The 24,043-nt window shown below is 36.9% G+C and carries 25 protein-coding genes and 1 pseudogene; 25 read left to right on the top strand and 1 reads right to left on the bottom strand.

Features of this window, described 5'->3' with window-relative positions:
* Nucleotides 1-48 precede the first annotated feature (48 nt).
* The 16 genes and pseudogenes from yaaA to glf all read left to right on the top strand — a co-directional run bounded on the left by yaaA (nt 49) and on the right by glf (nt 16,216).
* Nucleotides 49-777, top strand: a complete 729-nt coding sequence (yaaA, locus tag RFK25_RS01785; RefSeq protein ID WP_332411011.1) for a peroxide stress protein YaaA — start codon at nt 49-51, stop codon at nt 775-777.
* Between the two features lie 120 nt (nt 778-897).
* Nucleotides 898-2,337, top strand: a complete 1,440-nt coding sequence (gene cpsA / locus RFK25_RS01780) for an LCP family glycopolymer transferase CpsA (RefSeq protein WP_332411009.1) — start codon at nt 898-900, stop codon at nt 2,335-2,337.
* A 20-nt stretch (nt 2,338-2,357) separates the two neighbouring features.
* Entirely contained in the window at nt 2,358-3,047 is a 690-nt protein-coding gene (locus RFK25_RS01775; RefSeq protein WP_332411007.1) for a YveK family protein, read from the top strand.
* A gap of 9 nt (nt 3,048-3,056) precedes the next feature.
* Entirely contained in the window at nt 3,057-3,743 is a 687-nt protein-coding gene (locus RFK25_RS01770) for a tyrosine-protein kinase (RefSeq protein WP_332411005.1), read from the top strand.
* Nucleotides 3,744-3,781: 38 nt separating this feature from the next.
* Complete coding sequence (cps4B, locus tag RFK25_RS01765; RefSeq protein ID WP_332411003.1) at nt 3,782-4,513, top strand: capsular polysaccharide biosynthesis protein Cps4B; 732 nt, start codon at nt 3,782-3,784, stop codon at nt 4,511-4,513.
* A gap of 29 nt (nt 4,514-4,542) precedes the next feature.
* Nucleotides 4,543-6,369 carry a polysaccharide biosynthesis protein gene (locus RFK25_RS01760; RefSeq protein WP_332411002.1) on the top strand — a complete coding sequence of 609 codons (1,827 nt, stop codon included), beginning with the start codon at nt 4,543-4,545 and terminating at the stop codon, nt 6,367-6,369.
* Between the two features lie 172 nt (nt 6,370-6,541).
* Nucleotides 6,542-7,144, top strand: a complete 603-nt coding sequence (locus tag RFK25_RS01755) for a sugar transferase (protein ID WP_332411000.1) — start codon at nt 6,542-6,544, stop codon at nt 7,142-7,144.
* A 5-nt stretch (nt 7,145-7,149) separates the two neighbouring features.
* Nucleotides 7,150-8,001, top strand: coding sequence for an NAD-dependent epimerase/dehydratase family protein (locus RFK25_RS01750; protein WP_332410998.1), 852 nt, complete (start codon nt 7,150-7,152; stop codon nt 7,999-8,001).
* Nucleotides 8,002-8,011: 10 nt separating this feature from the next.
* Nucleotides 8,012-8,830, top strand: coding sequence for a glycosyltransferase (locus RFK25_RS01745; RefSeq protein WP_238708473.1), 819 nt, complete (start codon nt 8,012-8,014; stop codon nt 8,828-8,830).
* Between the two features lie 13 nt (nt 8,831-8,843).
* A complete protein-coding gene (locus tag RFK25_RS01740) occupies nt 8,844-9,617 on the top strand; it encodes a glycosyltransferase family 32 protein (RefSeq protein WP_332410997.1) in 774 nt (257 codons plus the stop codon).
* Nucleotides 9,618-9,646: 29 nt separating this feature from the next.
* Nucleotides 9,647-10,573: a glycosyltransferase family 2 protein gene (locus tag RFK25_RS01735; protein WP_238708475.1), complete on the top strand. Its 927-nt coding sequence runs from the start codon at nt 9,647-9,649 to the stop codon at nt 10,571-10,573.
* The gene (locus RFK25_RS01730) at nt 10,570-11,808 is read left to right on the top strand and encodes an O-antigen polymerase (protein WP_332410994.1); all 1,239 of its coding nucleotides are present in this window, start codon (nt 10,570-10,572) and stop codon (nt 11,806-11,808) included. The genes RFK25_RS01735 and RFK25_RS01730 overlap by 4 nt, the downstream gene beginning before the upstream one ends.
* Nucleotides 11,801-13,195 carry a lipopolysaccharide biosynthesis protein gene (locus RFK25_RS01725; RefSeq protein WP_238708477.1) on the top strand — a complete coding sequence of 465 codons (1,395 nt, stop codon included), beginning with the start codon at nt 11,801-11,803 and terminating at the stop codon, nt 13,193-13,195. The genes RFK25_RS01730 and RFK25_RS01725 overlap by 8 nt, the downstream gene beginning before the upstream one ends.
* Nucleotides 13,192-14,355 (top strand): polysaccharide pyruvyl transferase family protein, encoded by a 1,164-nt coding sequence (locus RFK25_RS01720; RefSeq protein WP_238708478.1) that lies wholly within the window; start codon nt 13,192-13,194, stop codon nt 14,353-14,355. Before RFK25_RS01725 ends, RFK25_RS01720 begins: the two co-directional genes overlap by 4 nt.
* A 103-nt stretch (nt 14,356-14,458) precedes the next feature.
* Nucleotides 14,459-14,806, top strand: a pseudogene (locus RFK25_RS01715) (UDP binding domain-containing protein); the annotation flags it as partial.
* 291 nt (nt 14,807-15,097) lie between these two features.
* Nucleotides 15,098-16,216 carry a UDP-galactopyranose mutase gene (glf, locus tag RFK25_RS01710; RefSeq protein ID WP_332410993.1) on the top strand — a complete coding sequence of 373 codons (1,119 nt, stop codon included), beginning with the start codon at nt 15,098-15,100 and terminating at the stop codon, nt 16,214-16,216.
* A 132-nt stretch (nt 16,217-16,348) separates the two neighbouring features.
* Here the strand turns inward: glf and RFK25_RS01705 are convergent, their stop codons facing one another.
* Entirely contained in the window at nt 16,349-16,789 is a 441-nt protein-coding gene (locus tag RFK25_RS01705; RefSeq protein WP_332410991.1) for a MarR family winged helix-turn-helix transcriptional regulator, read from the bottom strand.
* Between the two features lie 123 nt (nt 16,790-16,912).
* Here RFK25_RS01705 and RFK25_RS01700 point away from each other — a divergent pair, with 123 nt between their 5' ends.
* The 9 genes from RFK25_RS01700 (at nt 16,913) to whiA (ending at nt 24,012) form a co-directional block, all read left to right on the top strand.
* Nucleotides 16,913-17,410, top strand: a complete 498-nt coding sequence (locus tag RFK25_RS01700; RefSeq protein WP_248033869.1) for a cell wall elongation regulator TseB-like domain-containing protein — start codon at nt 16,913-16,915, stop codon at nt 17,408-17,410.
* Complete coding sequence (locus RFK25_RS01695) at nt 17,407-18,588, top strand: pyridoxal phosphate-dependent aminotransferase (RefSeq protein ID WP_332410988.1); 1,182 nt, start codon at nt 17,407-17,409, stop codon at nt 18,586-18,588. Before RFK25_RS01700 ends, RFK25_RS01695 begins: the two co-directional genes overlap by 4 nt.
* 14 nt (nt 18,589-18,602) lie before the next feature.
* Complete coding sequence (asnS, locus tag RFK25_RS01690) at nt 18,603-19,949, top strand: asparagine--tRNA ligase (protein ID WP_024408445.1); 1,347 nt, start codon at nt 18,603-18,605, stop codon at nt 19,947-19,949.
* A 232-nt stretch (nt 19,950-20,181) separates the two neighbouring features.
* The gene (gene relB / locus RFK25_RS01685; RefSeq protein WP_105145136.1) at nt 20,182-20,409 is read left to right on the top strand and encodes a type II toxin-antitoxin system RelB family antitoxin; all 228 of its coding nucleotides are present in this window, start codon (nt 20,182-20,184) and stop codon (nt 20,407-20,409) included.
* A complete protein-coding gene (locus RFK25_RS01680; protein ID WP_332410986.1) occupies nt 20,399-20,668 on the top strand; it encodes a type II toxin-antitoxin system RelE family toxin in 270 nt (89 codons plus the stop codon). Before relB ends, RFK25_RS01680 begins: the two co-directional genes overlap by 11 nt.
* A gap of 178 nt (nt 20,669-20,846) precedes the next feature.
* Nucleotides 20,847-21,224 (top strand): RidA family protein, encoded by a 378-nt coding sequence (locus tag RFK25_RS01675; protein ID WP_332410983.1) that lies wholly within the window; start codon nt 20,847-20,849, stop codon nt 21,222-21,224.
* 21 nt (nt 21,225-21,245) lie between these two features.
* Nucleotides 21,246-22,133 carry an RNase adapter RapZ gene (rapZ, locus tag RFK25_RS01670; protein ID WP_332410981.1) on the top strand — a complete coding sequence of 296 codons (888 nt, stop codon included), beginning with the start codon at nt 21,246-21,248 and terminating at the stop codon, nt 22,131-22,133.
* Nucleotides 22,130-23,104: a YvcK family protein gene (locus RFK25_RS01665; protein WP_332410979.1), complete on the top strand. Its 975-nt coding sequence runs from the start codon at nt 22,130-22,132 to the stop codon at nt 23,102-23,104. Before rapZ ends, RFK25_RS01665 begins: the two co-directional genes overlap by 4 nt.
* The gene (gene whiA / locus RFK25_RS01660) at nt 23,101-24,012 is read left to right on the top strand and encodes a DNA-binding protein WhiA (protein WP_256779081.1); all 912 of its coding nucleotides are present in this window, start codon (nt 23,101-23,103) and stop codon (nt 24,010-24,012) included. Before RFK25_RS01665 ends, whiA begins: the two co-directional genes overlap by 4 nt.
* The last annotated feature ends 31 nt before the right edge of the window (nt 24,013-24,043 follow it).

The following is a 24,043-nucleotide window of genomic DNA, read 5'->3' as shown; positions in this document are numbered from 1 at the left end:
AGCTTGTTTACTTTGAGAAGCCAAGTAGTTATATGGTATAATGAGGGAATGAAAATCATTATTCCTAACGCCAAAGAACTAAATACCAATCTGGATAATCAAGCCTTTCAAACCCTGTCTGATACTAGCATATCGGTCCTAGAGGCTATTGGTCAATATAGCCTTGAAGAGCTGGCTAGTTTATATAAATTATCCGAGGACAAGGCCCAGTTAGAACTGGATCGATGGCAGAGGATTAGGCAAGGTCAAGCCAAGTCTTACCCGGCTTGGCAACTATATGATGGTCTTATGTATCGTTACATGACTAGAAGGGACCTGACAGCAGAAGAGGAGAACTATCACAAGAAGCATGTACGGGTGGCAACAGCCTTATATGGTCTCATTTCTCCATTTGAACTCATTTCACCCCATCGTCTTGACTTTCAGGGAAATTTAAAGATTGGTAAACAATCATTAAAACAATACTGGCGTCCCTATTATGATGCAGAGGTGATTGATGAAGATGTCCTGCTCTCACTTGCTTCGTCAGAGTTTGAACAAGTCTTTTCACCAAAAGTGCAGGAAAAATTGGTCAAGATTATTTTCAAGGAAGAGAAAAATGGTCAGCTAAAAGTCCATTCAACCATCTCCAAAAAAGGCCGTGGCCGGATGCTTTCGTGGTTGGCTAAACACAATATTCAAGATCTAGAAGAAATAAAAGGATTTGATGGCGATGGTTTTCACTACTGTCCAGAACAATCTACGTCCCAGACCATCGTCTTCAAACGACCGCAATAAGATAGATGTAAAATAACGCTTTCTCCATGCAGTAGAGCGTTTTCTTGGGTAGCAACTAGGTAGATATTCTTGGAAGTATGTGTTATAATGAGAAGAATACTATTGGAAGAAAGGTTAGTTATGAAGAAGAGAAGTGGTCGAAAGAAGCCCACAATACTCCGAATGGTCAATTGGGGCTTGTGGGTTGCCTATCTAATGTTCCTGTGCCTGTTTTTATTTAGTATGTATCGATACCAAATCTTAAATTTTAGGTATTTGAACCATATCGTTACAGGTGTAAGTATTGGACTAGCACTTTTCACTATTTGGTTGATATGGCGCAAGAAATTGTCAATTTTCACAACAGTTGTTCTCCTCCTTTCGCTACTTGTCACCTCAGCTGGTGTCTATGGTATGCGAGAGGTAGTTGATTTTTCTAGCCAGCTGAATTCAAATGCTTCCTTTTCAGAATATGAAATGAGTATTGTGGTTCCAGCAAGTAGTGATATCAGTGATATTAGTCAGCTAACCAGTTTGCTGGCTCCAGCTGAATATGATCAGGACAATGTTTCGGCCCTATTGCAGGATGTGTCTACGACCAAATCGGTTCAGTTGGCAACTATGCCGACCAGTTCTTACTTGTCTGCCTATCAAGCTATGATGAATGGCGAAAGTCAGGCTATGGTCTTAAACGGAGTTTTCACAAATATTCTGGAAAGTGAAGACCCAGATTTTTCTTCCAAAGTGAAGAAAATCTACAGTTTCAAAATGTCTAAACCAGTTGAAACAGCGGTAGAACAAGCTAGTGGTGATAGCTTCAATATCTACATTAGTGGTATAGATACTTACGGTCCAATTTCATCTGTTTCGCGTTCAGATGTCAATATCATTATGACTGTCAATCGTACGACACATAAGATTTTATTGACAACTACTCCACGAGATTCATACGTTGCTATTGCAGATGGTGGGCAAAATCAATACGATAAACTAACACATGCTGGGATTTATGGTGTTAACGCCTCAGTGCACACCTTAGAAAATCTTTATGGTACTGACATTAGTAACTATATCCGACTCAACTTTACTTCCTTCTTGCAGTTGATTGATTTGGTGGGGGGGATTGATGTATATAATGACCAAGAGTTTACAAGCGGAGGACACCATTTTCCTATTGGAACTGTTCATTTGGATGCGGAGAGTGCCTTAATTTTTGTTCGAGAACGCTACTCCTTAGCCAATGGAGATAATGATCGAGGAAAAAATCAGGAGAAAGTCATTGCAGCCTTGATTAAGAAACTTAGTTCGTCGGAGAATTTAGGTAACTACCAGGCCATTCTGAAAGGTTTGGAAGGTTCTATTCAAACTGACCTATCGATTGAAACTATTATGGATTTAGTCAATCGGCAGCTAGAGTCTGGAAGTCAATTTACTGTGGAATCTCAAGCTTTGACAGGCTCAGGTCGTATGGATTTACCATCCTATGCGATGCCGGGCTCCCAACTCTACATGCTGGAAATCAGTCAAGATAGTTTAACACAAGTAAAATCAGCCATCCAAGCAGTCTTGGACGGACAATAGTAAATAAATTAGGAGAAATTATGAATAATCAAGAATCAAATACAATCGAAATTGATGTATTATCATTATTGAAAACAATCTGGAGAAAAAAAATCTTCATTCTAGTAACTGCGGTATTAGGAGCAGGGCTGGCATTTGTTTATAGCAGTTTTTTGGTAACTCCACAATATGACTCCACTACCCGTATCTATGTAGTGAGTCAAAATGTTGAAGCCGGTGCGGGCTTGACTAACCAAGAGTTACAAGCAGGTACCTATTTGGTAAAAGACTATAAGGAAATTATTCTATCACACGATGTACTGACGCAGGTAGCTACAGAGTTGAACTTGAACGAGAACTTAAAAGAAAAGGTTTCAGTTTCTATCCCTGTTGATACTCGTATCGTTTCTATCTCCGTGCGTGATGCGGATCCAAATGAAGCGGCACGTATTGCAAATAGTCTTCGTACCTTTGCGGCGCAAAAGATTGTTGAGGTCACCAAAGTAAGTGATGTGACAACACTTGAAGAAGCAGTCCCAGCGGAAGAACCAACCACTCCAAATACAAAACGAAATATAATACTTGGTTTATTAGCTGGTGGTATCTTGGCAACAGCTCTTGTACTAGTTATGGAAGTTTTGGATGACCGTGTCAAACGCCCTCAGGATATTGAAGAGGTAATGGGCTTAACCTTGCTTGGTGTAGTACCAGATTCGAAGAAATTGAAATAGGAGAACAATATGGCAACGTTAGAAATTGCACGTACGAAAAAAGAATTGGTAAATAAGACAGAAGAATATTTCAATGCCATCCGTACCAACATTCAGCTTAGCGGAGCGGATATTAAGGTTGTTGGCATTACCTCTGTTCAATCGAATGAAGGTAAGAGTACAACTGCGGCTAGTCTCGCTATTGCCTATGCCCGTTCAGGTTATAAGACCGTTTTGGTGGATGCAGATATACGAAATTCAGTCATGTCTGGTTTCTTCAAGCCAATTACAAAGATTACAGGCTTGACGGATTACCTAGCAGGGACAACAGACTTGTCTCAGGGATTATGCGATACAGATATTCCAAACTTGACCGTCATTGAGTCAGGAAAGGTTTCACCTAACCCTACTGCACTTTTACAAAGTAAGAATTTTGAAAATTTACTTGCGACTCTTCGTCGCTATTATGATTATGTTGTCGTTGACTGTCCACCATTAGGACTGGTAATTGATGCAGCTATCATTGCACAGAAATGTGATGCGATGGTGCTGGTAGCAGAAGCAGGCAATGTTAAGCGCTCATCTTTGAAAAAAGTAAAAGAGCAGTTGGATCAAACAGGCACACCGTTCTTAGGCGTTATCTTGAACAAATATGATATTACCACTGAGAAGTCTGGTGAATACGGAAACTACGGAAATTACGGCAAAAAAGCTTAATTTCTCAGATAATATAAGTTTGATAAGTAGGTGTTAGTATGATTGATATTCATTCGCATATCATATTTGGTGTGGATGACGGCCCCAAAACTATTGAAGAGAGTCTGAGTTTGATAGGTAAAGCTTGTCGTCAAGGTGTTCGCTATATCGTGGCGACATCTCATAGACGAAAAGGGATGTTTGAAACACCAGAAAAAGTTATCATGACTAACTTTCTTCAACTTAAAGAAGCAGTAGCAGAAGTTTATCCTGAAATACGATTGTGCTATGGTGCTGAATTGTATTATAGTAAAGATATCTTAAGCAAACTTGAAAAAAAGAAAGTACCAACGCTTAATGGCTCGCGCTATATTCTTTTGGAGTTCAGTATGAATACTCCCTGGAAAGAGATTCAAGAGGCAGTGAACGAAGTGACGCTACTTGGGCTAACTCCCGTACTTGCCCATATAGAACGATATGATGCACTAGCGTTTCATGCAGAGAGAGTAGAAGAGTTAATTGACAAGGGATGCTATACTCAGGTAAATAGTAATCATGTGCTGAAGCCCACTTTAATTGGTGATCGAGCAAAAGAATTAAAAAAACGCACTCAGTATTTTTTAGAGCAGGATTTAGTACATTGTGTTGCTAGTGATATGCATAATTTATCTAGTAGACCTCCGTTAATGAAGGAGGCTTATAAGTTACTAACAGAGGAATTTGGCAAAGATAAAGCGAAAGCGTTGCTGAAAAAGAATCCTCTTATGCTATTAAAAAACCAGGCGATTTAAACTGGTTACTCTAGATTGTGGAGAGAAAAATGGATTTAGGAACTGTTACCGATAAACTGTTAGAGCGCAACAGTAAACGATTGATACTAATGTGTATGGATACGTGTCTTCTTATAGTTACCATGATTTTGAGCAGGTTGTTTTTGGATGTTATTATTGATATTCCAGATGAACGCTTCATTCTTGCAGTTTTTTTCGTATCAATTTTTTATTTGATTCTATCGTATAGATTAAAAGTCTTTTCATTAATTACGCGTTACACAGGGTATCAGAGTTATGTAAAAATTGGACTTAGTTTAATATCTACTCACTCATTGTTTTTAATTATCTCAACGGTGTTGTGGCAGGCTTTTAGTTATCGTTTCATCCTGGTTTCCTTATTTTTGTCATTTGTAATGCTCATTACCCCGAGAATTGTTTGGAAAGTTTTACATGAGACGAGAAAAAATGCCATTCGTAAGAAGGATAGCCCGCTAAGAATCTTAGTTGTAGGTGCTGGAGATGGCGGTAATATTTTTATCAATACTGTCAAAGATCGAAAATTGAATTTTGAAATTGTCGGTATCGTTGATCGTGATCCAAATAAACTTGGAACATTTATCCGCACCGCCAAAGTTTTAGGAAACCGAAACGATATTCCACGATTGGTAGAGGAATTAGCTGTTGACCAAGTAACGATTGCCATCCCTTCTTTAAATGGTAAAGAGCGTGAGAAGATTGTTGAAATCTGTAAAACTACAGGAGTGACCGTCAATAATATGCCGAGCATTGAGGACATTATGGCGGGGAACATGTCTGTTAGTGCCTTTCAGGAAATTGACGTAGCAGACCTTCTTGGTCGACCAGAGGTTGTTTTGGATCAGGAGGAATTGAATCAGTTTTTCAAAGGGAAAACAATCCTTGTCACAGGAGCAGGTGGCTCTATCGGTTCAGAGTTATGTCGTCAAATTGCTAAGTTTACGCCTAAACGCTTGTTGTTGCTTGGGCATGGAGAAAATTCAATCTATCTCATTCATCGAGAGTTACTGGAAAAGTACCAAGGCAAGATTGAGTTGGTACCTCTCATTGCAGATATTCAAGATAGAGAATTGATTTTTAGCATAATGGCTGAATATCAACCCGATGTTGTTTATCATGCTGCAGCACATAAGCATGTTCCTTTGATGGAATATAATCCACATGAAGCAGTGAAGAATAATATTTTTGGAACGAAGAATGTGGCTGAGGCGGCTAAAACTGCAAAGGTTGCCAAATTTGTTATGGTTTCAACAGATAAAGCTGTTAATCCACCAAATGTCATGGGAGCGACTAAACGTGTTGCAGAAATGATTGTAACAGGTTTAAACGAGCCAGGTCAGACTCAATTTGCGGCAGTCCGTTTTGGGAATGTTCTAGGTAGTCGTGGAAGTGTTGTTCCGCTCTTCAAAGAGCAAATTAGAAAAGGTGGACCTGTTACGGTTACCGACTTTAGGATGACTCGTTATTTCATGACGATTCCTGAGGCAAGTCGTTTGGTTATCCAAGCTGGACATTTGGCAAAAGGCGGAGAAATCTTTGTCTTGGATATGGGCGAGCCAGTACAAATCCTGGAATTGGCAAGAAAAGTTATCTTGTTAAGTGGACATACAGAGGAAGAAATCGGGATTGTAGAATCTGGAATCAGACCAGGCGAGAAACTCTACGAGGAATTGTTATCAACAAAAGAACGTGTCAGCGAACAGATTCATGAAAAAATATTTGTGGGTCGCGTTACAAATAAGCAGTCGGACATAGTCAATTCATTTATCAATGGATTACTCCAAAAAGATAGAAGTGAATTAAAAGATATCTTGATTGAATTTGCAAAACAAGAATAAGAAAGTAAAAAATATTTTTACTTTCCTAGAGTTTAAACGATGTTTAAGTTCTAGGAAGGTTGGAATATCTAATTAATAACAATATTACTATTTATTAAGATTCAGATAATAGCAACTAAGTGCTACAAACTATCTTTATAATAAGTATATTTGGTAAAAAGGGAGATGTGAAATGTATCCAATTTGTAAACGTATTTTAGCAATTATTATCTCAGGGATTGCTATTATTGTTCTGAGTCCAGTTCTCTTGATCATTGCAATTATGATTAAGTTGGATTCAAAGGGACCAGTACTATTTAAGCAAAAGAGAGTTGGAAAAGATAAGACTTACTTCATGATTTATAAATTCCGTTCTATGTACGTTGACGCACCAAGTGATATGCCGACTCATCTTTTGAAGGATCCTACAGCGATGATTACAAAAGTAGGAGCTTTTCTACGAAAGACTAGTCTCGATGAATTACCTCAGCTATTCAATATTTTCAAAGGAGAAATGGCCATTGTTGGTCCACGTCCAGCCCTGTGGAATCAATACGATTTGATTGAGGAGCGAGATAAATATGGTGCAAATGATATTCGTCCAGGTCTGACTGGTTGGGCTCAAATTAATGGTCGTGATGAATTGGAAATCGATGAAAAGTCAAAATTGGATGGATATTATGTTCAAAATATGAGTCTAGGTATGGATATTAAATGTTTCTTAGGTACATTCCTCAGTGTAGCCAGAAGTGAAGGTGTTGTTGAAGGTGGAACAGGGAACATAAAAAAGGATTAAAATATATGAAAAGAGTATTGATAACTGGTGCTAATTCCTATATTGGCACTTCTTTTGAAAAATATATCATAGAAAATGATGTTGATTTTGAGATTGATACTTTGGATTTATTGAATCCAAAGTGGGTAGAATTTGATTTCTCTCCCTATGATTCTATTTTTCATGTTGCAGCTATTGTTCATAAAAATGAAAAAAACATAAATCCAGATTTATATTTTTCTGTTAACAGAGATTTACCTGTAAAACTAGCAAATATGGCAAAAACACAAGGTGTGAAACAATTTATATTTCTTAGTAGTATGAGTGTTTATGGTAATCAATATAAGGAAATTTCATTCGATACTAAAGAAATTCCGACAACCTATTACGGTAAATCTAAACTGGAGGCTGAAAAGTTATTAGAAAAACTTAATTCAGACTCATTTAAAGTTGTATTTTTGCGCCCTCCGATGGTTTATGGACCAAATGCAACAGGAAATTATTCAAGACTTTCAAAATTAGCGAAAATAACTGCAATTTTTCCGAAGATTGAAAATCAGCGAAGTATGATTTATATTGATAATTTATTGGAATTTGTAAGAAAAACTATCGAATTGGAGTTGGAAGGCCTTTATTTTCCTCAGAACAGCGAATATATCTGTACAAGTGAATTGGTTCGCACCATTCGAGAGGTTAATGGGAAAAACACAATTCTTTTGACCGTTTTTAACCCTTTTATTCGACTACTTTCAAATAGTGGTCAATTTAATAAGTTGTTTGGAAATTTAGTATATAAAAAAGAGATGTCTATTTATAATTTTGATTATCAAGTAAATGGATATTTAGACTCAATATTTTTATCTGAAAATAGGGGTTGAAACACTTAAAATGCAAGAATATTCAATTTTAATGTCAGTTTATTATAAAGAGAAACCAGATTTTTTGAGGGAATCCATGTTAAGTATGGCTAATCAAACTATTAAATCAAATGATTTTGTACTTGTTTGTGATGGTCCCTTGACAAAAGAATTAGATTCGACTATACAAGAGATGAGCATTATTTTTGGCGATTGTTTAAATGTTTATCGTTTAGATAAGAATTTAGGTTTGGGTAATGCTCTAAATTACGGTTTGAAAAAATGTAAAAATGAATTTGTTGCTAGGATGGATTCAGATGATATAAGTTTGCCTAACAGAATCGAAAAACAATTTAATTTGCTCAAAAAACATCCTGAACTTTCAATTATCTCTGGAACTGTAAATGAATTTGTGGAAAATCCTAATATAATTTCTGGAGTGAGACGTTTGCCGAATACACATGAAGAAATAATAAAGTTTTCTAAATCAAGAAATCCATTCAATCATCCAGCGATTTTGTTTAAAAAAAGTGCCGTTCATGCTGTCGGAGGTTATTCTGAAAGATTTCCGTTACTTGAAGATTATTATTTATGGATTAGAATGTTGATGGATGGACAAGTCGGAGCAAATATTCAGGATCCAATTGTATTAATGCGAGTCCCGACTGATTTATATCTCCGCCGAGGAGGATTTAAGTATGCTAAAAATTTTTTAGATATTAATCTTTGGATGTTAAAGAAAGGGTGGATTGGATTCGCGAAAATTTTTACAAGTGTAATACCACATATGATAGTTTGTATATTGCCCAATAAACTACGGGAAGTTATTTATAAGCTAATCCATAGATAAAAGGAGAAAATAGATGATACCAAAAGTTATTCATTATTGTTGGTTTGGTGGGAATCAAATTCCAGACGAATATAAAAAATATATGGAATCTTGGAGTAAATATTGTCCAGACTTCGAAATTAAAAGGTGGGATGAATCTAACTTTGATATTAATTCCAATGTGTACTGCAAAGAAGCATATGAAGCAAAACAATGGGCTTTTGTTTCAGATTATGCTAGGTTAAAAATAATTCATGATCTAGGAGGTGTATATTTAGATACTGATGTTGAACTAATTAGAAATATTGAACCTTTGATCCAGTCAGGAGTCGGTTTTATTGGGTTTCAGAATCCTGTTGAAGTCGCTACGGGGCTTGGATTTGCAGCCGCAAAAGAGAATCCTTGTATTAAATCTATGCTTTCCATTTATGAAAATAAAAAATTTATTCTAAAATCTGGCGATTTAAATAAAATTCCTTGTCCTGCTTCAAATACCGTTGGCTTACAAAAATGTGGATTAAGAATTGGAAAAAAGTATAGTAAAGAAATTCAAAAGTTACAAGGGTTGAATGTTTACCCAGTGGACTTCTTTTGCCCATTGAATGCGGATACATCAAAACTTACAGTTACAGAAAATACATATAGTATTCACCAATATACTGGAAGTTGGTTGAAAGAAGGAAATAAAAGGATTCAAAAATTGAAAAAATATATCCCTAATGTATTACTAAACTTGCGAGTTATTAGAATTAGTTATAGGGACATAGCAAAAATAAATAAAGAAATAAATAAAGAAATAAAGAAATAAAGAAATAAAGAAATAAAGAGTAAAATAAATTGAAAGAAAAAAGAGATGTAACATATATTATTGTCACATGGAATAATGAAAAAGAAATTGAAAATTGCTTGAATTCAATATATAAATTTTCACCTATGGGATCAAAAGTTATAATTGTAGATAATTGTTCTACGGATAATACGACTTATCTAATTTTAAATAAATTTCCAGATGCACAATTAATTCAAAATGAAAAAAATTTAGGTTTTGCAGGTGCTAATAATATAGCTTTAGGATTAGTAGAAACTCAGTATATTTGTTATATAAATCCGGACATAATCCTGACAGAGGATATTATTTCACCATCAATAGATGCACTAGAATCATTTCCTGAAGTAGGAATTGTTGCAAGTCAATTAAGGAATCCAGATGGAAGCCATCAACAATCTTATTATAATTTTGCTACTCCCTGGTCAATGTTTTCGGAAGTTTTACATTTAGGGAAATTATTTCCAAATTTTATGAGAAAAAGGTTTTTCTTAAATTATTATAGGGCAAATAAAGATTTTTCGCCAGATTGGGTAATTGGTGCTGAAATGGTTCTACGAACAAAGGAAGCAAAAGAAATTGATGGATTTTCAACTGATTATTTCATGTATACTGAGGATATGGACATTTGTAAAAAAATGAACAATATTCTTGGGAAAAAAATTATCTATTTAGTTAATTCGTCATTAATACATATTGGGGGTGCTAGTGAATCGCAAAATATAAATTATTCTAAACAACAAAAGTTATTTGAAAATATGAAAAAATTTGTTGAAAAATATCATGATACTTCAACTTCAATAAATACGATAAAATCTATGATTATAGCTTATCAAGTGCGCTTATTTTTATTAAAAGTATTTTACTATAAATACAATAGAAAATTACTGATTGAAAAATCAGAACAAGCTATCATTATGTTAAGGAAATTACTATGATAACACCAATATTTTTAGCGATTTTATTATTTACTTTGATGATTTTTTTAAAATCAAAAGATTCAATTGATTTCCTTCAACCATCTGTGATTTTTTCAATTATTATTTTGTCAACATATCTGATGACAACATTTCGATTATCAGATTTACAAAATTTTTATCCGATTTGGTTTACTTTATTAATTATTTTTTTAGTTATTATTTTTTTTATCGGGGAAATAATTTCAAATTATTTTTCAGTTAGTAATACGATGAGTGTAGTGAAATATTCCTCAAATATGATGAGAGTAATCTCATTTGTGATGTGGGTTACAATTATTTTTTCTTTTTTTATGATGGTGTCGATTTTAGGAGCACCCCCTGCACTTAGTAAGTCAAATAGAGCAGAATATTTTGTTTCTGGTTGGGGAAGTATAGTAATTACACAATCTTCTTTTTGGGGATTGATATTATATGATCGTTTCAATAAGAATAGTAATGGATTATTATTTTGGATTTATTTTTTAACAATTTTTGTAATTGCATTTTTATTATCAAATAAATACCAAATAATGTATATGATTGTTCTTTATTTGATTGCATATAATAGTTTCAGAAAAAAGATAAATATAAAAAATATGTTAGTAATATTCATTAGTTCTATTTTTGTATTCATTGTTTTATTTGAGTTCGTATACAAAGATATGTACGGTGTCTCATTAGATACATTATATTATTCTTATAGAATGAAATTACCTAGTAGTTTGTCTTTTTTAACACAACCATATCTATATGTGTCTTTTAATTTTGATAATTTGTTTAATTACCTTAGTAATAGTACTCAATCGTTTAATGGTTTAAAAACATTTGGAGCTATAATAGATATTTTTGGTTTAAACAGCCTTTTTGAATCAAAAATTTTCGAAATGAATTCTGAATGGAAAAATATTCTGCGAATTAAAACTATGACGACTGGAACAATGTTTCAAGATTTTGCACAAGATGGAAAGTTTTTGGGTATGATAATCTTAACTTTTATTTGTGGATTTTGGTCAGGAATAACATATAAATTATTTAAATTTAACAAAGATTTTGCTACATTCTTTTTATATTCAGCAACAATTGTTGCAATTTTCATGTCTTTTTTTTCTAATGTATTTACATCAAAAGTTACTATTATTAATTTGGCATCTGCTATAATATTAAAACAAATATTAAACGTTAATATATTTTTTGGAAGGCGTAGAAATGAATAGGCAAAAAGAATTACTAACAAATACAATTATTATAGGAATTGGTAATGTTTTTTCGAAAGCAATTTCCTTTTTGCTTGTTCCTTTTTTCACAGTTTGGTTGACAACCGAAGAATATGGAGACTTTGATTTACTTTTCAGTTATATTTCTTTAGTAGTCCCATTTATTACTATGCAGCTAGAGCAAGCTGTTTTGAGATTTACACTTGAAAAAAAAGAGTCGGCTGGTGAATATTTTAAATCAAGTTTTGTCTTGGTTCTAATTAATTTATTTTTAGCCATATCTTTCATTTGCTTTGTTTTGCGTTTTCAGTACCAATTTTCTTTCACTTTCTGTGTAATTTCATATTCAATTTATATTTTTTTAAGTGAGTATTTAAGAGGGCTTAATGAATTGACTAAATACTCTTTTGTAAATATCTTGTTAGGATTCTTGACAATTATTTCTTCATATTTTTTTACTAATGTGTTGAAATTAGCTGTTGATGGTTTATTAATTGCTTTTGGATTTTGTTATTTATTAATTAGTATCGGAATAGTTGTATCACAAAATCTGTTAAGTGAATTTTTTACAACCCCTTTTAATAAAATAACAACGAGACAGCTTCTATTGTATGCGATTCCATTATTACCGAATGCAATTTCATGGTGGATTACAAGTGTTTCGGATCGAACTCTAATTAGGATTTTTTTAGGAAGTGATCAAAATGGAATTTATGCAGTTAGTACTAAAATTCCTACCTTAATTGCTGTGTTTTATAGTATTTTTAACCTTGCTTGGCAACAAACTGCTATTATTTCTTCAAAAGATCAAGTGGATATTAGAAATAAATTCTATCAATCAACATATGAAAAACTATTTACTTTCCTCTTTACAAGTGGTATTGGGATAATTGTAATTACACCATTACTCTATAAATTTTTATTGGGAGAAGAGTACGGTAATGGGATTAATTTAGTACCAATTTTAATTTTAGGTACAGTTTTTTTAAATCTATCTCAATATCTTGGTGGTATCTTAATTGGGAAAATGAATACAAAGGTAAATGGTGTTTCGACTTTAATTGCTGCTGGAATAAATATATTGTTAAATCTTTTGTTTATTAATTTATTTGGACTTATTGCGGCGGCGATGTCTACTTTAATTTGCTATATTGTTCTATTTATTTTAAGAATAGTTAATTTAAAAGAAATTTTTAATTTGAAAAAAGTGATTACTGAATCTACAGTTGGGGCAATTATATTTTTATTTTTATCTCATGTGATATTAAGCCAAGATAATATTTTTGTACAGATTACTTATGTTGTTATTTACCTATTTTTTTATATTTTTATTAATAAAAAAATGATATTTGGAATTGTTAATTTAATGAAAAGGAAAGCGAAATGAAAATTGTTGTAATTAATCAATATACCGAAAATAGAGGTGACGAGGCGGCAGGTACGGCCTTAATTCAAAATTTATTAAAAAATAAGTTTATTCAAAAAATTGATGTTATATATAATTCGGCTTATAAATTGGATTTTGAAGATAGTCGAGTTTCTCATAGACATGTAGATTTAAGATTAAAAAACATAGGAAAAATGGGAATTATAAAATACTTGCTCTTTAGAAATACTTTATTCGATTCAATTTGTTTTGCAAATGAAACAATGAAAGAAATGTCGAATGTAATAAAAGAAGCTGATCATATTTACGTTACACCATGTGGAGCAAGTATAGGTATTTATAAAGATTGGGCGTTTTTAATAAGGCTCTTGTTTGTAATAAAGGAGAAAAAAACTCCAATATTTTGCTTAAATACAATTGGTTCTAGCGGAAATAAATTGTTTGACTTTTTAGCTTATAAAGTATTAAAAAAATCAAAATTATATGTTAGAGAGCTGAGGAGTAAGGACTATTTGGAAAAGATTGGACTTTCCTCAGAGCTTGGTGTAGACACAGCATTTTCACTAATGCCAATACACGACAAGAGAGATATGAATAAAATTGGCCTGGTTATCACATTGCTGGGGTGGCATCCTGAATTTCAAGGAAGAAATATGTCAGAAGAAGTATTAAAATATTTAGTACCAGCCATTGCATATTTTTGCAAGGTAAGAGGTTATAGTATTGATATAATTCCCCATATTGGTAGTCGAGAGGAATTTGAATATATATTTAAAGTAAAAGATACACTAATTAATAATGGTTTGGATGTGAATAATATTGTAGTTAGAGATGATGTAAAGACAGCTGAGGAATACGATAGAGCAATCTCACAACTACGTTTAATGGTAGGGATGAGATATCATAGTATAGTTTTAGCAGCAAAAAATTCAATACCATTTGTAGCCTTAGCATATGAGAATAAAATGAAAGAGGTTTGCCGTTATACAAAATGTGAAGATAGTTATATAAATCTTCAAGACGATTTATCTAAGGTTGAATTATTTAATTACTTAAAATTTGTTGATGATAATGAAGAACATATAAAAAATAAGTTAATGAAAGTATATGAGGAAGAGTTAGTTCATTTATCTCGTTTACCATTAAAAGAGTTGATTTAAATAATTTGTAATGTTAGCGTCCCATAACAAGGTACCTATCTAATCACTAACTCCTCCAGTATACCGTAATAAAAATAGGCTCTTTGTCAACTGTAGTGGGTAGATGAAAAGCGACTCTTATTATGATTACTCTGAACATGATAGCTACTCTCACCAGCAAGAAAAAGAAATTACTGTTGGTGTTTACCGTTTAACGATGAAGAGCAACTCGGATAACTTTAGACAGAGTTCCATTCAAGGTGTCATGAAACGATTGAAAGCCAAAGGTGCAAAAGTTATTATTTTTGAACCAACTCTAGAGGACGACTCAACCTTCTTTGGTTCTAAAATTGTCAATGATTTGAAGAAGTTCAAGTCTCAATGTCAAGCCATTGTTGCTAATCGTTATGATAGTTCTTTGGACGATGTGCGGGATAAGGTATATACACGAGATATTTTTAGAAGAGACTAGGTTTTCAATATTTTAAGAAATCTATATTCAAGAAATTTATAGTTATTTGATTTATTTTTAATATTCTGAGAGAACGAGATATGTTCTCTCTTTCTTTTCCTTCTTTTCAGAAAATGCTATAATGTAACGAGAATCTTTTCTGATTTAATTGACAGAAAGTATTTCCTAAATTTAGTGTTTTGAAAGTTAATATGATCGTAGTGGAAGTTTTGATAGGAATTTTGTGTTAACTTCTAAACAATTTGCTTTGCTTTCGCAAAATTAAGAAGAGTCAAAGGAAAAATTTTTTATATGCAGTTTTACAATTATTTAGTTGTTGGTGCGGGTTTGTTTGGTGCAGTTTTTGCCCACGAAGCAGCAAAAAAAGGAAAGAAAGTTAAAGTTATTGAAAAGCGTGACCATATTGCCGGAAATATCTACACCAAAGAAGTAGAAGGTATCCAGGTTCATGAATATGGGGCACATATTTTCCATACTTCTGAAAAGGAAATTTGGGATTATGTTAACCAATTTGCTGAGTTCAACCGCTACACAAATACACCAGTTGCCAACTACAAGGGTGAGATTTACAATCTTCCATTCAACATGAATACCTTTAACAAGCTCTGGGGAGTGGTGACTCCTGCTGAAGCTGAAGCAAAGATTGCAGAGCAACGTGCTGTATTGGGAGGAAAAACACCTGAGAACTTGGAAGAGCAAGCTATTTCACTTGTTGGTACAGACATCTATGAAAAATTGATCAAGTCTTACACAGAGAAGCAGTGGGAAAAGCCATGTACGGAGCTTCCAGCCTTTATCATCCGTCGCTTGCCAGTGCGTTTGACTTATGACAACAACTATTTCAACGATACTTACCAAGGTATTCCAATCGGTGGTTACACGCAGATTGTTGAAAAAATGTTGGATCATGAAAATATCGATGTTGAGACAAATGTTGATTTCTTTGCCAGTAAAGAAGAATACTTGGCAAACTTTCCAAAGGTTGTCTTCACAGGTATGATTGATGAGTTCTTTGATTACGAACTGGGTGAGTTGGAGTATCGCAGCCTTCGTTTTGAAACGGAAGTCTTGGATATGGAAAATTACCAAGGTAACGCAGTTGTCAACTACACAGATAGTGAAACACCTTTTACTCGTATCATCGAACACAAACATTTCGAGTTTGGTACACAAGAAAAAACCATTATTACACGCGAGTATTCGAAGACTTGGAAACGTGGGGACGAGCCTTACTATCCAGTCAATAATGACCGTAATAACAAACTCTATACTGCCTATAAGCGTCTTGCGGAGCAACAAGAGAATGTTATTTTTGGTGGACGTCTAGGTCACTACCGTTACTACGATATGCACCAGGTAATTGGAGCAGCCTTGCAGTGTGTTAGAAATGAAGTAGGACCTTTGGGATAGTTAGAATGGTGTCATAGGTAGGTCAAATTTCTTGTATAGCAGGCCATATATTGTCTATTTTCAAGTTCTGATCAAGTTTTGTATCAAGCAAAATATATCAAAATCCCAAAGTGTAGGCTTTGGGATTTGTCATTATTTCTTAAATTTTTTCAAAATGTTTGCCAGCTGTTCTTGTTCTTCTGAGCTTAATACAGAGAAAATATGTCCGACATGATCGTAGTGTTCTGGCAGGATAGATTCGATGGTTTGTCGTCCTTTGTCTGTCAAGGCAATCAGGGAGGCGCGACGGTCGCTTGTGTCACTGGTTTTATAGACATAGCCATCTCGTATCATATTTTTGATGACGACGGTCATATTTCCAGATGTGCTGAGTAGCTTATCAATCAAGTCTTGAATACGGAGGTTGCCCTTGTTGTAGAGTGCTTCCATGACTCCGAATTGACAGACGGTCAGTCCGTATTTTTTGATGGTTTCTAATTCTGATTTTAAGATGGTATTGGCAGCTCTGCGAAAGACGACAAGGCTATGGAGTGCATTCTTGTTTTCATTTAAAGATTGTTCAACAGTTTTCATGAGAATATTTTAGCAATAATTAGTCCTATATGCAAGTCAAATGGCAAATTATGTCTGTAAAATTCTTATTCACTTGCTGAAAGAATGGAAATCTCTTGTGACTTGTAGTATAATAGGACTACTATGGAAAAAAAGATATTTCAACTTTTGGAGTGGATGGCTTCTAAGACTGGGCAGTTGGTATTGGGCTCTTTTATCCTCCTCAGTGTTGTAACTTTTTCAATTTTTACTATTTGGGACATGGCTGCAGCACCCTTCAACAAGGCGCGTAGTCACGCAGTTGCAGTAGCTACAGAATATGCAGACTTGCAAACTGTCAAGGATTTTTCTATCTACAATGGTACGGAAACCTATTTTAGTGTATTTGGTACTACCAGTCAGGGAGAAGATGTTGCAGTATTGATTCCAGAGGCTTCTAGCACTGTGTATGTCTATCCTTTAGCGCAGGGAATTTCGCAAGAAGAAGCGCAAGCTATTGCTAAGGAAAATGGTGCAGGTCAGGTAGAGCGTGTTCTTCTTGGTATCCGAGATGATAAACCAATTTGGGAAGTCAAATCAGGAACAGCCTATTATTTAGTAGAGTTTGAAACAGGAAGTTTTGTCAAGAAGGAGGGCTTATGAGTAAGCTATCAAAACGTGTCTTAGAAATGGAAGAAAGTGTCACTCTGGCAGCAGGTGCACGGGCCAAGGCCTTGAAGGCTGAGGGCCGTGATATTTTAGAACTGACCTTGGGTGAGCCAGACTTCGTCACACCTAAGAATATTCAAGAAGCAGCGATTCAGTCTATCGAAAATGGTAAGGCTAGTTTTTACACGGTGGCTTCAGGTCTTCCTGAGTTGAAGGACGCGGTCAATACCTACTTTGAGAATTTCTATGGCTACTCTATCGAACGCAATCAAGTCATTCTTGCCACAGGTGCCAAGTTTGTTCTCTATGCCTTCTTTGCGGCGGTCATCAATCCTGGTGATGAGGTTCTGATTCCAACACCTTATTGGGTTTCCTATGCTGACCAGATTAAGATGAACGAAGGCGTGCCAATCTTTGTCACTGCCACAGAAGAACACAATTTCAAGGTGACAGTTGACCAGCTGGAAGCGGCTCGGACTGACAAGACCAAGGTCCTCTTGCTCAACAGCCCGTCCAATCCGACAGGTATGATTTACAGTCGTGAGGAATTGGAAGCTATTGGAAACTGGGCTGTGGAACACGACATTCTCATCTTGGCAGACGATATTTATGGCCGTTTGGTCTATAACGGTAATAGTTTCACGCCGATTTCAAGTATCTCAGAGAGCATTCGCCAGCAGACTATTGTGGTCAATGGTGTTGCAAAAGCCTATGCCATGACAGGTTGGCGGGTTGGCTTTGCGGTTGGCAATCCTGAGATTATTGCGGCTATGAGCAAGATTGTCGGTCAGACGACGTCCAACTTAACAACTGCTGCTCAGTATGCGGCCATTGAAGCATTTACAGGTCCGCAAGATACGGTAGAAACCATGCGTCAGGCTTTTGAAGAGCGGCTCAATACCATTTATCCCTTGCTAGCCGAAGTGCCTGGTTTTGAAGTGATTAAGCCAGAAGGAGCCTTCTATCTCTTCCCTAATGTCAAAAAAGCTATGGAAATGAAAGGCTACACAGATGTAACTGAATTTACCACAGCCATTTTGGAAGAAGTAGGAGTAGCCTTGGTGACAGGTGCTGGTTTTGGAGCTCCTGAAAATATCCGCCTCAGCTATGCGACAGATATGGACACGCTCAAAGAAGCAGTGGCTCGACTACACACATTTATGAAAAAATAAAAAGAGGAAAAATAATGTCTAGAAAATTGATTACCATCAACCAAGTAAAAGATTATGTCGGTCAAGAAGTGACCATTGGTGCCTGGGTTGCCAACAAATCAGGCAAGGGCAAGTTAGCCTTCCTGCAATTGCGTGACGGAACAGCCTTCTTCCAAGCCGTTGCCTTCAAACCAAACTTCATCGAAAAATTCGGTGAAGAAGCTGGTGCGGAGAAGTTTGATGTTGCAAAACGCCTCAGCCAAGAAACGTCTGTCTATGTGACAGGGATTGTCAAGGAAGATGAGCGCTCTAAGTTTGGTTATGAGTTGGATGTGACAGACCTTGAAGTGATCGGTGAGTCACAAGATTATCCAATCACACCAAAAGAACACGGGACGGACTTCCTTATGGACAACCGTCACCTCTGGTTGCGTTCGCGTAAGCAGGTTGCTATCCAGCAAATCCGTAACGCCATTATCTATGCGACTTATGAGTTTTTTGAGAAAAATGGCTTTATCAAGTTTGATAGCCCAATCTTGTCTGGAAATGCGGCAGAGGATTCAACAGAGTTGTTCGAAACTGACTACTTTGGTCAACCAGCTTATCTCAGTCAATCAGGTCAGCTCTATCTTGAAGCTGGTGCCATGGCACTTGGTCGTGTCTTTGACTTCGGTCCAGTTTTCCGTGCGGAAAAATCAAAAACTCGCCGTCACTTGACTGAGTTCTGGATGATGGATGCAGAGTATTCATTCCTCAGCCATGACGAGTCACTTGATTTGCAAGAAGCTTATGTCAAAGCCTTGATTCAAGGTGTTATCGATCGTGCTCCTCAGGCCTTGGAAACTCTGGAGCGTGATGTGGATGCCCTTAAACGCTACATTGCAGAGCCATTCAAACGTGTGGCTTATGATGATGCCATTACCCTTCTGCAAGAACATGAGGCTGATGAAGATACAGACTATGAACACATCGAACATGGGGATGACTTTGGTTCACCACATGAAACTTGGATTTCAAACTACTTTGGTGTACCGACTTTCGTTGTTAACTATCCAGCAAGCTTCAAGGCCTTCTACATGAAACCAGTTCCTGGCAATCCAGAGCGAGTGCTTTGTGCGGACCTCTTGGCTCCAGAAGGCTACGGTGAAATCATCGGTGGTTCTATGCGTGAAGATAACTATGATGCCTTGGTAGCTAAGATGGACGAGCTCGGCATGGATAAGTCAGAATACGAATTTTACCTTGACCTTCGTAAATACGGTTCAGTGCCACACGGTGGTTTCGGTATCGGTATTGAGCGTATGGTAACCTTTGTAGCTGGTACAAAACACATCCGTGAAGCCATTCCATTCCCACGTATGTTGCACCGCTTGCACCCGTAATACAGTCATTTGACTGAACAAGCAGTCTGCAGTTTTGGGTACGAACTTCGTTCGCTCTATTTCCGACCTGTAACAGTCTATTCCTAGACTGTTAGAGCTAGTACTAAAAGTAAACTGAAAGACTGCGAAATAGATATTTACAAACAGACTACAAACGTGGTCTGTTTTCTTTTAGTTGACATTTCTGAATAATTGTTTTACAATGTATTACAATAAGAAAGTAGGTGGAATAATGGGAATTGTATCCTTGCGATTAAATGAAGCAGAAGAGGAAATTTTTAGAAGCTATGCTATTCATACGGGAAAAAGTTTGTCTGAGTTATTCAAATCTGCACTAGCGGAACAGATTGAAGACCAGCTGGATTATGAGATTGGTATCAAAGCTTTGAAGAAATTCCAAGAAAATCCAGTAACTCATTCGATAGATGATGTGCTTGCGGAGTTAGAAGATGGCCTATAAACTTGTGCTCAGCGATGATGCATTGAAGCAGTTGAAAAAAATGGACAGGCATGTGGGACTGATGCTTGCTAAGGATTTGAAAAAACGTTTGGATGGTTTGGAACATCCAAGGCAGTTTGGCAAGGCCTTGGTCGGAGAGTACAAGGGTCTGTGGCGGTATCGAGTAGGAAATTACCGTGTGATTTGTGATATCATTGACAATAAAATGGTCATTTTAGCTCTTGAAGTTGGGCATCGTAAAGAAATTTATAATAAGTAAGGTCCTAGGAAACTAGGATAGAGATACATAAGCAGACTACAGATGTGGTCTGTTTTCTTATGAAATGTGCTTGTTTGATAAGTTGTGTAGATTTTGCTTTGCTAGGAGGTGATGACAAGCTCATTTTCACCCTCTAGTATGCTATAATAGACTTAGAAATAATAAAGGAGATGAACAGATGAAAACGATACACACAGATAAGGCACCGGCAGCTATTGGACCATACGTACAAGGTAAGATTGTAGGAAATTTCCTCTTTGCCTCTGGTCAGGTTCCCTTGTCACCTGAAACGGGTGAAGTTGTGGGAGAAACCATTCAGGAGCAGACTGAGCAGGTCTTGAAAAATATCGCTGCTATCTTGGAAGCGGCTGGTACAGATTTTGACCATGTGGTAAAAACCACCTGCTTCCTTAAGGATATGAATGACTTTGTGGCTTTTAACGAAGTTTATAAAACAGCCTTTTCAGCAGATTTTCCAGCTCGTTCAGCAGTGGAAGTGGCGCGCTTGCCACGCGATGTCAAGGTTGAAATTGAAGTCATTGCGGTAATTGATTAAGAAAGAAAAGGAGGGAATGTCATGTCAGACAAACTCCACTTAGTAATTGTGACAGGGATGTCGGGAGCTGGTAAAACGGTAGCTATTCAGTCTTTTGAAGATTTGGGCTATTTTACCATTGACAATATGCCGCCGACCCTCTTACCAAAATTTTTAGAATTGATTCGCTACAGTCAAGATAACAATAAGATTGCCTTGGTGGTGGATATGCGGAGTCGGTCATTCTTTGCGGAAATTCGTGACATTTTGGACGATTTGGAATCGGCAGAAGATCTGGACTTTAAGATATTATTCCTTGATGCGACAGACGGTGAGCTGGTAGCACGTTATAAGGAAACCCGTCGGTCACATCCTCTTGCGGCAGATGGACGGGTCTTGGACGGGATTCAGCTTGAACGTGAGCTATTAGCACCCTTGAAAAACATGAGCCAGAATGTCATTGACACAACTGAGTTGACACCTCGTAACTTGCGGATGGCTATTTCAGAGCAGTTTGCTAGTCAAGAAAACCAACCTTCTTTCCGTGTGGAGGTCATGTCCTTTGGTTTCAAATATGGTCTGCCTCTGGATGCGGACTTGGTCTTTGATGTGCGTTTCTTGCCAAATCCTTATTATCAGAAAGAATTACGCAATCTGACTGGTCTGGATGCTCCTGTCTTTGATTATGTCATGGCCCACCAGGAATCTGAAGAATTTTACAGCCACCTTATCGGCTTGATTGAGCCAATTCTGCCAGGTTATCAGAAGGAAGGCAAGTCTGTTCTGACCATTGCTGTTGGTTGCACGGGCGGTCAACATAGAAGCGTTGCTTTTGCCAAACGCTTGGCAGATGATTTGGAGAAAAACTGGATTGTCAACCGTAGCCATCGCGACAAGGACAGAAGGAAGGAAACGGTCAACCGCTCATGAGAAAACCAAAGATTACAGTGATTGGGGGCGGTACGGGAATTCCAGTCATTTTGAAGAGTTTGCGGGATAAGGATGTCGATATTACGGCGATTGTGACGGTAGCAGATGACGGGGGTTCCTCAGGTGAAATTCGTCAAGCTCTGCAGGTGACACCTCCAGGAGATTTGCGCAATGTTCTTCTGGCCATGTCGGATATGCCGAAATTGTATGAGCAGATTTTCCAGTACCGCTTTGCGGATTCGGACGGTCCTCTGGCCGGACATCCTCTAGGCAATCTCATCATCGCTGGAATTTCGGAGATGCAGGGCTCAACCTATAATGCTATGCGGTTGCTAACTCGATTTTTCCATACGACTGGTCGGATTTACCCTTCTAGTGAACAAGCCTTGACCCTCCATGCTGTATTTACAGATGGCACTGAGGTTTCTGGCGAGAGTAAAATTGCCAAACATGCGGGAATGATTGGTCATGTCTATGTGACCAATTCCTACAATGATGACGAGCCTAAGGCCAGTCGTCAGGTAGTTGAGGCCATTATGGAGAGTGACATGGTGGTCTTGGGACCTGGTTCGCTCTTTACTTCCATTCTGCCCAATCTCATGATTTCGGATATTGGCAAGGCTCTGAAAGAAACCAAGGCTGAGGTGACCTATGTTTGCAATATCATGACCCAGCGTGGTGAGACGGAGTTTTTCTCGGATGCCGACCATGTGATTGTCTTGAATGGTCATTTGGGAGAGAAGTTTATCGACACGGTTTTGGTCAACAGCGAACCCGTTCCACAAGACTACATGAATACCCACCAGTTTGATGAATATCTGGTCCAGGTCAAGCATGATTTTGCTGGTTTGCAAGAACAAGCTCGCCGTGTGATTTCATCCAATTTCCTTCGTTTGGAAAATGGCGGAGCTTTCCACGATGGTGATTTGGTGGTAGAAGAGTTACTCAAGATTTTGCAGGTGCGGTCATGAGTTTTACCATAAAAGTCAAAGAAGAGCTTTTGATACAAGCCAGTCAAAATAAGAGTGAGCTGTCAGCTATTATCAAACTGTCTGGCAGTCTGGGGCTGGCTTCAACAGGTCTGACCCTATCCATCTCGACGGAGAATGCCAAGATTGCCAGACATATTTATGAGTTGTTCCTGCATTTTTATCAGGTAAAAGCAGAAATCCGTCACCATCAAAAACCTAATCTCAAAAAGAACCGTGTTTATGCAGTAGTCATTGAGGAGGGGGTCAATGATATCTTAAATGATTTACATTTGGCAGATAGTTTTTTTGGACTCGAAACTGGTATATCGCCCCTTGTCCTTGAAAATGATAGCTGGTGCCAAGCCTATCTGCGTGGGGCTTTCTTGGCAGCAGGTTCCGTCAAGGATCCTGAAAAAGGACGGTATCAGTTAGAAATTGCCTCTGTTTATAGTGACCATGCCCATGACTTAGCTAATCTGTTACAGAAATTTCTCCTGGATGCCAAGGTTATTGAGCGAAGCAAGGGAACCATTACCTATCTGCAACGGGCAGAAGATATTATGGACTTTCTCTTAGTCATAGGGGCAGAGGAAGCAAAGACAGCCTTTGAAGATATTAAGCTCCTGCGTGAGGCACGTAATGACCTCAACCGTGCCAACAATGCAGAAACGGCTAATATAGCTAAAACCGTCAACGCCAGCATGAAGACTATCAACAATATCATCAAGATTATGGATAGCATAGGCTTAGACCAGCTAACTGGTGACCTGCAAGAGATTGCCCAACTCCGTATCCAACATCCTGATTATTCGATTCAGCAGTTGGCAGATAGTTTGACAGTTCCCATCACTAAGAGTGGGGTTAATCATCGACTGCGGAAAATCAATAAGATTGCGGATGATTTATAGAGTTTAAATAAACCAGTTCTTTTGATACTCT

The organism is Streptococcus sp. SS-4456, from assembly GCF_036680365.1.
Classification (GTDB): Bacteria; Bacillota; Bacilli; order Lactobacillales; family Streptococcaceae; genus Streptococcus.
Note: the sequence above shows the minus strand (reverse complement) of the source record. Positions and strands in the feature narration are given on the sequence as shown.